Raw genomic sequence first — 10,498 nt, forward strand, 5'->3', positions numbered from 1 at the left:
CCGCGCGCCGATTCTGCGCCGGTATTTCGCGCGCGAACGGGCCGTTCCCGGCACCCCCGTCCCGGGAACGGCCCGTCCCTCCCCCTTGCTCAGCCCGCCGCGCGTGTCACCACGGCGTTGCCGGTGCCCGTGCGGGCGCGCACCTTCAGCTGCACCCCACCCTCGGGCGCGGCTTCGGCGACGTCCAGCTCGCTGGAGACGCGGCCGGCGCTGGAGGTCAGGTCGACCTCAGCGGCCGTCCCGCCGCGGATGCCGATCCGGACCTCGCCCGAGCCGGTGATCAGGTCGAGCGAGCCCGACGCCGCGTCGGCCACCGAAAGGTCGCCGCTGCCCGTGCGGGCCATCACCTCGCCCGCCACCGCGCCCAGCCAGACGTCGCCCGTGCCGGTGGCCAGCGTCGCGGACCCGCTGATCGACGACGCCTCGACGTGGCCGCTGCCGCTGCGCAGCTGCAGCCCGCCCAGTGTCGGGCCGAGCTTGACCGCGCCGCTGCCGGTGCGGATGGTCGCCGAGCCGTCGGCCCGGTCGAGCTTCACCTCGCCGGAGCCGGTCAGCAGGTCGACGCGGCCGGCCGAGCCGGTCACCGTGACGTCCGCCGCGCCCGCCCGGACCTCGACGTGCGAGCCCGCCGGCGCGTGCACCTTCACCGCGAGCGCGGCGTTGCGCAGCTGCCACGCCTTCGGGGCCTGCACGACCAGGCGGTTGCCGAGCTTCTCGATCCGGCTCTGCCGCACGGCCTCGGCGGGCGAGCTCGACGGGTCGACGCCCAGCTGGTCGCCGAAGCGCTCGCCGACCCACGACAGCAGGCTGTTGACGCCCGCCACCCACGGCTGCTGCTCGCCCTGGTCGTGCCGCAGCTCGACGCGCGCGCCGGAGTCGCCGTCGAGGACGACCTCGACGCGGCCGATCGTGACGCTGATGTCGAGCTCCAGCGGGACGTCGGTCTCGAACTCGTCGATCCGGACCAGCTCGTCGTTCGGCTCTCCGGCCGGTGTGGTCTGTTCTTCACTCATCGTCTCGTCCCCCTCAGCTTTCGACCCAGCCGTGCAGGTGCGATCCGCCGCCCCTGCCGCCGTGGTGCTTGTGGCCGCCGCCGCTCTTGCCGTGCCCCAGCGCGCCCTGGACCGCCTGCGAAACGAAGGTGTTCAGCGAGACGCCCTGGGCGGCGGCCGCGCGTTCGGCCTGGCCCTTGATCTGCTCGACCAGCCGGAGGGTGATCCGGCTGATGTCACCGCCGTCGATGGGTGGCGGCGGTGTGGTGTCACGTGGTGTCTCCCGTGGCGTCGGCTCCTCGGCGGTGCCGGTGACGACGACCCGGACGTCCCGCCCGTCAAGCCGGACGTCCACCACCTGGCCCGGCAGTGCGGCCGTGACCTCGGCGGCGAGGTCGGCGAGGGCGTTCATCAGGGTCAGGCGGACGGCGGGCTCGAGCGCGGAGGACAGCAGCGCGGCCGCCCGCCGGGTCTGCTCGTCCCCGGCGGCAGCCGTGTTCGCGAGGTCCTCGCGAAGGGTGGCGATGTACGGCGTCAGGTCCATGACACCACTATGACGTCATAAGTGGTGTCAGTCAAGGCGGCGATGATGTCGCCCGTCACCCGGGAGTGACCGGCCTCACGCGGTTAGGCTGCGCGGGAACCGGGAGAAGGAGTGCTGACGTGACCGGAACCGTGTCACCCCGAGTGCAGCTGATCGCGAAGACCGAGTTCTTCCCGCCCGGGGACGTGCCGTGGTCGACCGACGCGGACGGCGGGGAAGCGCTCGCGGAGTTCGCCGGCCGCGCCTGCTACCAGTCGTGGCAGAAGCCGAACCCGGCCACCGCCACCAACGCCGGCTACCTCGAGCACATCATCGACGTCGGCCACCTCTCGGTGCTGGAGCACGGCTCGGTGACCTTCTACGTCACCGGCATCTCCCGGTCGCTGACCCACGAGCTGATCCGGCACCGCCACTTCTCCTACTCCCAGCTGTCGCAGCGGTACGTCCCGGAGCGCGACGCCGAGTTCGTCGAGCCGGAGATCATCGCGAACGACCCGGTGCTGCACGAGAAGTTCGTGGCGGCGACCCGGGCGAGCGTCGAGGCCTACACCGAGCTGCTGACCGGGCTCGAGGAGAAGTTCGCCGACGTCCCGAGCGCGACGCTGCGCCGCAAGCAGGCCCGGCAGGCCGCCCGTTCGGTGCTGCCGAACGCGACCGAGACCCGGATCGTCGTGACCGGGAACTACCGCGCTTGGCGGCACTTCGTCGCCATGCGCGCCACCGAGCACGCCGACGTGGAAATCCGCGAGCTGGCCGTGGAGTGCCTGCGGCAGCTGCAGAAGGCCGCGCCGAACGTGTTCGCCGACTTCACCATCTCGACGTTGCCGGACGGCACCGAGATCGCCACGAGCCCTAAGGTGCTGGAAGGCTGATGAAGCGACTCGCGATCGACGTCCGTCCCGGTGAGTACGCCGTCGTGCGGCTGCCCGCGGACGCCCCCGTGCCCGCCGAGCTGTTCGAACCCGGGGACACCCTGGTTTCGGTGACGCGGACACCCGAAGAACTGTCGGTGATCTGCCTGGCCGGCCGCGAGCCGGGCGGCGCGACGGCGGCCGAGGACGGCTGGCGGCTGCTGTCGGTGCGCGGGCCGCTGGAGTTCACGCTCACCGGCATCATCGCCGCGCTGGCCTCCGAGCTGGCCGCGGCCGGGGTCGCGCTGTTCTCGATCTCGACGTTCGACACCGACCACATCCTGGTCAAGGCCGGCGACCTCGACCACGCGGTCGCGGCGCTGCGTGAGTCCGGTCACGACGTCGCCCGCGATTGATGTTTGCCGACCACCGAACCGTGTAAGCCGGTGGCGAGGGTGGGAGTCCTCACCCTTGAAAAGCGAAGTTCGGCATGCCTAAACTTCGGTTTGGGTTGCCCGACATCCGGGGTTCGAGAGGTGGCGTCATGGCTGTGACCGAGGCAGTCCGGCCGAGACTGGCCAGCCGCCTGCGGGCCGGGTCCGCCCTGCTCGGGCCCGCGTTCGTCGCCGCCATCGCCTACGTCGACCCGGGGAACGTCGCATCCAACATCAGCGCCGGCGCCCGCTACGGCTACCTGCTGGTCTGGGTGATCGTCGCGGCGAACCTGATGGCCGTGCTGGTGCAGTACCTGTCGGCGAAGCTCGGCCTGGTCAGCGGGATGTCGCTGCCGGAGGCCCTGCGCGCCCGGCTGCCGAAGCCGGCCCGGCTGGCGTACTGGGCGCAGGCGGAGATCGTCGCGATCGCCACCGACCTGGCCGAGGTGGTCGGCGGCGCGATCGCGCTCAACCTGCTGTTCGACCTGCCGCTGATCGTCGGCGGCCTGATCACCGGGGCGGTGTCGCTGACGCTGCTGGCGATCCAGGACCGCGGCGGCCAGCGGACCTTCGAGCGGGTGGTGACCGGGCTGCTGGCGGTGATCGCGATCGGCTTCCTGGCGAGCCTGTTCGTCGAGCCGCCGTCGGCCGCGGCGACGGTGGGCGGTCTGGTCCCGCGCTTCGACGGCGCCGGCAGCGTCCTGATCGCGGCGGCGATGCTCGGCGCGACGGTGATGCCGCACGCGGTCTACCTGCACTCCGGCCTGGTCCGCGACCGTCACGGCCGCTCCGAAGGGGCACAGCGCCGCCGCCTGCTGCGCGCGACCAGGGCCGACGTCGGACTGGCGATGCTGCTGGCCGGCGCGGTGAACCTCGGCATGCTGCTGCTGGCCGCGACGAACCTGCAGGGCCAGGAGGGCGTCGACAGCATCGAGGGCGCCCACGGCGCGGTCGCTTCGGCGCTCGGGCCGGGGATCGCGCTGCTGTTCGCGATCGGGTTGCTGGCGTCGGGCCTGGCGTCGACGTCGGTGGGCGCGTACGCGGGCGCGATGATCATGCAGGGGCTGCTGCACAAGCGGATCCCGCTGGTGCTGCGCCGCCTGGTGACGCTGACCCCGGCGATCGTGGTGCTGGCGCTGGGCGCGGACCCGAGCGCGGCGCTGGTGGTGTCGCAGGTGGTGCTCTCGTTCGGCATCCCGTTCGCCTTGGTCCCGTTGATCAGGTTGACGGCCGACCGGTCGCTGATGGGCGAGGACGTGAACCGCCGCCTGACCACGGTGGCGGCCTCTGTGGTGGCGGCGATCATCATCGCGCTCAACCTGGTGCTGATTTACCTCACCTTCGCCGGCTGACGTCGCTTTCCCACCACGCCGGGTCACGAATTCCGCGGAACCGGCAGCGCTGCGCGACGGTCCGACTAGCATCTGCGCGACCGCCGCCAAAAGGAGCACCGTGACCGACGAACAGACCCGGCCCTACCCGCCGCAGGCCCCCGTCACGCCTGGTCAGCGGGTTGTCGCCGGCCGCTACCTGCTGCTCGGCGAACTCGGCCGCGGCGGCATGGGTGTCGTCTGGCGGGCGCAGGACCAGGTCATCGGGCGGCAGGTCGCCGTCAAGGAGCTCCGGCTGCCCGACGCCGAGTCCGCCGCCGTCTTCTCCGAACGGGCGCTGCGCGAGGTGCGCACCGGCGGGCGGCTGAACGACCCCGCCATCGTCACCGTCTACGACGTCATCACCGACGGCGGGACCACCTTCATCGTCATGGAGCTCGTCGAAGCGCCGAGCCTCGCCGACCTCGTGCGGCAGCGCGGCCCGATGCCCGCCGCGCAGGCCGCGCAGGTGGGGGAGCGGGTGCTCGCCGCGCTGCAGGCCGCCCACTCCGCCGGGATCGTGCACCGGGACGTCAAGCCCGCGAACATCCTCGTCGCGCCGGACGGCCGGGTGAAGCTGACCGACTTCGGCATCGCCCACGCCGTCGACGACCCGCGCCTGACCACCAGCGGTATGATCGTCGGCTCGCCCGCCTTCATGGCGCCCGAACGCGTCCAGGGCCGCGAAGCCCTGCCCGCGTCCGACCTGTGGTCGCTCGGCGCGACGCTGTTCTTCGCCGTCGAAGGCTCGATCCCGTTCGAGCGCGCGACCACCGCGGCGACGCTGCACGCGATCATGACCGAGATCCCGTACCTGACCCGCGGCCACGGCCCGATCGCCGCGGCCATCCTCGGCCTGCTCGTCGCCAACCCCGACGCCCGGCTGACCGCGGCCCAGGCCCAGAACCTGCTGACCACGGCGCAGGGCGTGCGGCCGACCCCGCCGGGCGGCACCGCCATGCTCTTCCCGTCCGCCGCCCCGGCGGCACCGGCGAAGACCCACCGGGCCTGGTGGCTCACGGGCGCCGCGGTGCTCGTGGCCGGTGCCCTGGCCGGCGGCTTCTTCGCGGGCAAGGCGTACGAGACGCCCGCCCCGGACGAGCAGAAGCAGCCGACGATGACCTACGGCGTCGGCGGCCAGCTCCGCACCGACATCGGCGGCTACTACCGGTGCTTCAACACCCCGATCCAGGACGGCTCGATCATCAGCGAGGAAGACAACAAGACCGACTGCGACAAGAGCCACACGCTGGAGGTCTACGAGATCGGGAACCTGATTTCGGTCGAGAACTGGAGCACCGACGACGCCAAGGTCGCGGCCTATCCCGGCCTGCCCGCCGTGACGGCGAGCGGGGAAGCCGCGTGCGCGACCGCGTTCCGGTCGTCGATCGTGCCCGAGGCGAACCGGGCGGACCTCACCTTCCGCGCGCTCGTGCCCACCGAGACCGAGTGGCGCCGGGCGCCGGCGAAGCAGGGTGAAGAGCCCAGCCGCGAGTTCTACTGCTTGCTCGCGCGCGCCGACGGCGGCCCCATCACCGCCCCGATCGTGACCAAGGTCAAGTAGAAGTTCCGCGACGAGCGGCCGACCCCGGGAAATCCTCCTGGTGACCAGGTCGGCGCGGTTTTCGTCGGACCCTCGGGGTACCGTCTCACCCATGTCCAACCCACCTACCGCAGCGCCCGGACGGCCGTTCGGGCGCGTGCTCACCGCGATGGCCACCCCGTTCGACGCCGAGGGCGCGCTGGACCTGAAGCGGGCGCAGGAGCTGGCCGAGCACCTCGTGGAGCTGGGGAACGACGGCCTCGTGGTCAACGGCACCACCGGCGAGAGCCCGACCACGAGCGACGCGGAGAAGCAGGACCTGATCCGCGCCGTGGTCGAGGCCGTCGGCGACCGCGCGACCGTCGTGGCCGGCGCGGGCACCAACAACACCGCGCACAGCGTCGAGCAGGCCAAGCAGGCCGAAGCGGCGGGGGCGCACGGCCTGCTGGTCGTCACCCCGTACTACTCGCGGCCCAGCCAGGCCGGGCTGTTCGCGCACTTCACCACGGTCGCCGACAGCAGCGGCCTGCCCGTGCTGCTCTACGACATCCCGCCGCGATCGGTCGTCCCCATCGAGGTCGACACGCTGCTGCGGCTGGCCGAGCACCCCCGGATCGTCGCGGTCAAGGACGCCAAGGGCGACCTGATCGCCGGCTCCGAGGTCATCGCCAACACCCACCTCGCCTACTACTCGGGTGACGACGGGCTGAACCTGCCGTGGATCTCCGTCGGCGGGGTCGGCGTGGTGAGTGTGATCGGTCACGTCGTCGCGGGCCGGATCGGCGCCATGATCGACGCCTACGAAAAGGGCGACACCTCCACCGCGCGCACCAACCACCGCGCCATGCTGCCCGTGCTGCGGGCGATGTCGCGGGTCGGCGGGGTCGCGTTCAGCAAGGCGGCGCTGCGGCTGCGCGGCTTCGACATCGGCGACCCGCGGCTGCCGATCGTCGCGCCGACCACCGAGCAGACGGCCCTGATCGCCGCTGATCTTGCCCAGGGCGGCGTGCCGCTGGGCGACACGGCGGCTCAGGACTGGCATGGTGAGCGGGTGGCACAAGCAGACTCGCGAGCGGCCTACGTCGCGCCGACCTCGCACACCAGCGTTGGGACCCTGCCTCGGTGAGCTCACTTCCCCCAGGTCCAGGCCCCACCAACGCCCCGCCCGCACTGCCCGAGGGAGCTCTGCGCGTCGTCGCGCTGGGCGGTATCGGCGAGGTCGGGCGCAATATGACCGTCTTCGAGTTCGGCGGCCGGCTGCTCATCGTCGACTGCGGGGTGCTCTTCCCCGAGGACGACCAGCCCGGCGTCGACCTGATCCTGCCGGACTTCCGCGCGATCGAGGACCGCCTCGACGACATCGAGGGCCTGGTGCTCACCCACGGGCACGAGGACCACATCGGCGCCGTCCCGTTCCTCCTGCGCCTGCGGCCGGACCTGCCGATCTACGGATCGCGGTTCACCAACGCGCTGCTCGCCGCGAAGGCGAAGGAGCACCGGCAGCGGCCGAAGCTGATCGAGGTCCGCGAAGGCGAGCGCCGCGACGTCGGCGTGTTCAACCTCGAGTTCTTCGCGGTCAACCACTCCATCCCGGACGCGCTCGCGGTGGCGATCCGCACCCCGGCCGGCGTGGTCCTGCACACCGGCGACATCAAGCTCGACCAGCTCCCGCTGGACGGGCGCCTCACCGACCTGGCCGGCTTCTCCCGGCTCGGCGACGAGGGCGTCGACCTGTTCTGCGTCGACTCGACCAACGCCGAGGTGCCCGGGTTCGTCATGCCCGAGCGCGACATCGGCCCGGTGCTCGACGACGTCATCCGGCGCGTGGACCAGCGCGTGATCGTGGCCTGCTTCGCCAGCCACGTGCACCGCGTCCAGCAGGTTCTCGACGCCGCCGAGCGGCACGGCCGCCGGATCGCGTTCGTTGGCCGGTCGATGGTCCGGAACATGGGCATCGCGGCCGAACTGGGCCTGCTGAACGTGCCGGACGGCCTGCTCGTCGACCTCGACCAGGCGAGCACCCTGCCGGAGAGCAAGGTCCTGTTCGTCTCGACCGGGTCGCAGGGCGAGCCGCTCTCGGCGCTGTCGCGGATGGCGCGCGGCGAGCACCGGCAGATCTCGATCCGCGCGGGCGACACGGTCGTGCTGGCCAGCTCGATGATCCCGGGCAACGAGACAGCGGTGTTCGGCGTGGTCAACGGCCTGACCCGGCTCGGCGCGAACGTCGTCCACCAGGGCAACGCGAAGGTGCACGTGTCCGGCCACGCGTCGGCGGGCGAGCTGCTCTACCTGTACAACGCGGTGCGCCCGAGCAACGTGATGCCGGTCCACGGCGAGTGGAAGCACCTGCGCGCGAACGGCGAGCTGGCGATCCGCACCGGCGTCGCCCCGGACAACGTGGTGATCGCCGAGGACGGCGTGGTCGTCGACCTGGTCGACGGCAAGGCGTCCCGCACCGGCCGCGTCGAGGTCGGGCACGTGTACGTCGACGGCCTGTCGGTCGGCGACGTCGGCGAGTCGACGTTGTCGGACAGGCTGGTCCTCGGCGAGGGCGGGTTCATCTCGATCAGCGTCGCGGTGGACTCCAGCACGGGCCGCGCGGTCAGCAGCCCGACGGTGTCCGGCCGCGGCTTCTCCGACGACCCGAAGGCGCTCGCCGCCGTCGTGCCGCTGGTGGAGATGGAGCTGGCACGCACGGAGGCCGAGGGCATCACCGACACGCACCGGATCGCGCAGGCGGTCCGCCGGGTGGTGGGCCGCTGGGTGGCCGACACCTACCGCCGCCGTCCGATGATCGTCCCGACGGTCATCCCGGTCTGAGTCCTTTCCCGCGGAACGCCTTCGCCTGGTGGGCGAAGGCGTTCTGCGTTTTGTTCCGCCGTCCGCGGCCGTGGACACCCCGCTGCGGGTGGGGACGGGTCCCTCCGGAGGAGGAGTTCGTCCGCCTGTTAGGCCGTCCGGCGCACGTGCGGCCGCTTTGCTGCGGGATAACCTTGATCCCCACCCGCCTCGCGCAGAGAGGCCGCGCCGATGGGACGTCATTCGGACGGGAGCCGACACCGGCTGCTGGTGCCTGTCCTCGCGACCGGTCTCGTGCTGGTCCTCGGAGCGGCCGCGTGGGTGACGGTGACGACCGTGCGCGCCAAGCCGAAGTGCGAGCAGCCGGCGAAGGTCCTCGTCACCGCTTCGCCGGACATCGCGCCCGCGCTGTCGCTCGTCGTGCACAGCCTGAACCTCCAGTGCGGCAGCATCGAGATCCAGACGCGCGAGGCGACGCAGGCCGCCGAGCGGCTCGCCCTCTCGGACGGCAGCCCGCGGCCGCAGGTCTGGGTGCCGGACTCCACGCTCGCGCTGCGCCGCGCCCACCAGCTCGGCGCGGCCGACGTCCCCGAGACCGGGGCGTCGGTGGCGAGTTCGCCGGTGGTGCTCGCGGTCGCCGCGGACGTCGCCAAGGGCCTCGGCTGGCCCGACCGCGTGCCCACCTGGGCGGAGACACTGGCCGCGCCCGGCGTCGTGCCGGGGATGCCGGACCCGTCGCGGGACGCGGTCGGCGCGGTGGCGTTGCTCGGCCTGCGCGACAGCGTCAAGGCGGCACTCGAGCCGTCGGCGGCGTACGTGGCGATGCTGCGGCGGTTCTCGTCCAACACGCTGGGCGCGGAGACCGAGCTGATCGCCCGGCTGCCGGGATCCAGTGACGGCAGCGGCGCGGCGGCGGTGACGGCGTTCCCCGCGTCGGAGAACTCCTTGCTGCGCCACAACGTCGAGGACCCGAGCTCCCCGCTCGTCGCGGTCTACTCGACGGCGGTGCCCACATTGGACTACCCGTTCGCGGAGCTCGGCGGGATCACGCCCGAGCAGCGCCCGCTCGTCCAGGCGCTGCGCGACGCGGTCCTGGGCGACGCGGGATCGGACGCGATCGCCCGCACGGGCCTGCGCGCGGCGGGCGGCCAGGCCCTGCGCGACCACCCCGACGACCCGCGGGTCCAGCCGACGGGCATCCGCGTGGCGAACCTCCCACCGGCACCGGTGGTCGACGAGCTGCTCAACCAGTGGGCGGGCATCAACCTGAGCGCGCGGGTCCAGGTGCTGATCGACGTCTCGGGCTCGATGAACGCGCAGGTGCCGGGGACGAACCTGAACCGCATGCAGGTGACGATGGAGGCGGCGGCCAAGGCCATGCACCTGTTCAAGCCGGCGACGCAGCTGCGGATGCTGGCGTTCTCGACCCGCCTGGACGGCGACAAGGACTACCGCGAGCTGCTCCCGATGGCATCGGTGGCCCAGCACCTGGCGAGCGGAGCACTGGACAAACTGGCCAGGGTGACGGCCACCCCGGACGGCGGAACGGGGTTGTACGACAGCGTCCTGGACACGTACCGAACAGCGCGGCGCGAGTGGGAGCCGGGCCGGTTGAACCTGGTGATCGTGATGACGGACGGCCGCAACGAGGACCCGCACGGCATCTCCCGCGCGGACCTGCTGACCGAGCTGGCGAAGCTGCAGGACCCCCGCCGCCCGATCCCGCTGATCGGAGTGGGCATCGGGCCGGACGCGGACAAGACGGAGCTGGACCAGCTGACGGGGGCCACGGGCGGGCAGGCGTTCCTGGCCCCGGACCCGGCGAAGATCACGGACGTGTTTTTCGGCGCCCTGTCCCGAATCGCCGGCGGCTAGACGAGTAATGCGTAAGTCTGGGTGGTGACCGGAGACGGGCGAAGGGTGTTCAAGATCCGTTTGTGACGACAGACCTGAACACCCTTCTCA

General features: G+C 72.1%; 9 protein-coding genes. 7 read left to right on the forward strand and 2 right to left on the reverse strand.

The genetic code is table 11. From position 1 onward, the window contains the following. Positions 1-89: 89 nt before the first annotated feature. Positions 90-1,013, reverse strand: a complete 924-nt coding sequence (locus ABZX11_RS28640; RefSeq protein ID WP_354918494.1) for a DUF4097 family beta strand repeat-containing protein — start codon at positions 1,011-1,013, stop codon at positions 90-92. Between the two features lie 13 nt (positions 1,014-1,026). Continuing rightward, positions 1,027-1,536 carry a toxin-antitoxin system HicB family antitoxin gene (locus ABZX11_RS28645; protein ID WP_354918497.1) on the reverse strand — a complete coding sequence of 170 codons (510 nt, stop codon included), beginning with the start codon at positions 1,534-1,536 and terminating at the stop codon, positions 1,027-1,029. Between the two features lie 119 nt (positions 1,537-1,655). Here ABZX11_RS28645 and thyX point away from each other — a divergent pair, with 119 nt between their 5' ends. The 7 genes from thyX (at position 1,656) to ABZX11_RS28680 (ending at position 10,408) form a co-directional block, all read left to right on the forward strand. Further along, entirely contained in the window at positions 1,656-2,408 is a 753-nt protein-coding gene (thyX, locus tag ABZX11_RS28650; RefSeq protein WP_176171567.1) for an FAD-dependent thymidylate synthase, read from the forward strand. Further along, entirely contained in the window at positions 2,408-2,803 is a 396-nt protein-coding gene (locus ABZX11_RS28655; protein WP_354918500.1) for an ACT domain-containing protein, read from the forward strand. Before thyX ends, ABZX11_RS28655 begins: the two co-directional genes overlap by 1 nt. Before the next feature lie 128 nt (positions 2,804-2,931). Beyond that, entirely contained in the window at positions 2,932-4,173 is a 1,242-nt protein-coding gene (locus ABZX11_RS28660; RefSeq protein ID WP_354918503.1) for an Nramp family divalent metal transporter, read from the forward strand. A 100-nt stretch (positions 4,174-4,273) separates the two neighbouring features. Next, positions 4,274-5,755: a serine/threonine-protein kinase gene (locus tag ABZX11_RS28665; protein ID WP_354918506.1), complete on the forward strand. Its 1,482-nt coding sequence runs from the start codon at positions 4,274-4,276 to the stop codon at positions 5,753-5,755. Between the two features lie 91 nt (positions 5,756-5,846). After that, positions 5,847-6,860, forward strand: coding sequence for a 4-hydroxy-tetrahydrodipicolinate synthase (dapA, locus tag ABZX11_RS28670; RefSeq protein ID WP_176171563.1), 1,014 nt, complete (start codon positions 5,847-5,849; stop codon positions 6,858-6,860). Then, positions 6,857-8,554: a ribonuclease J gene (locus ABZX11_RS28675; RefSeq protein ID WP_176171562.1), complete on the forward strand. Its 1,698-nt coding sequence runs from the start codon at positions 6,857-6,859 to the stop codon at positions 8,552-8,554. The genes dapA and ABZX11_RS28675 overlap by 4 nt, the downstream gene beginning before the upstream one ends. A 210-nt stretch (positions 8,555-8,764) precedes the next feature. Continuing rightward, entirely contained in the window at positions 8,765-10,408 is a 1,644-nt protein-coding gene (locus ABZX11_RS28680; RefSeq protein WP_354918509.1) for a substrate-binding domain-containing protein, read from the forward strand. Positions 10,409-10,498 lie beyond the last annotated feature (90 nt).

This window comes from Amycolatopsis sp. NPDC004169 (assembly GCF_040610315.1).
Taxonomy (GTDB): domain Bacteria; phylum Actinomycetota; class Actinomycetes; order Mycobacteriales; family Pseudonocardiaceae; genus Amycolatopsis.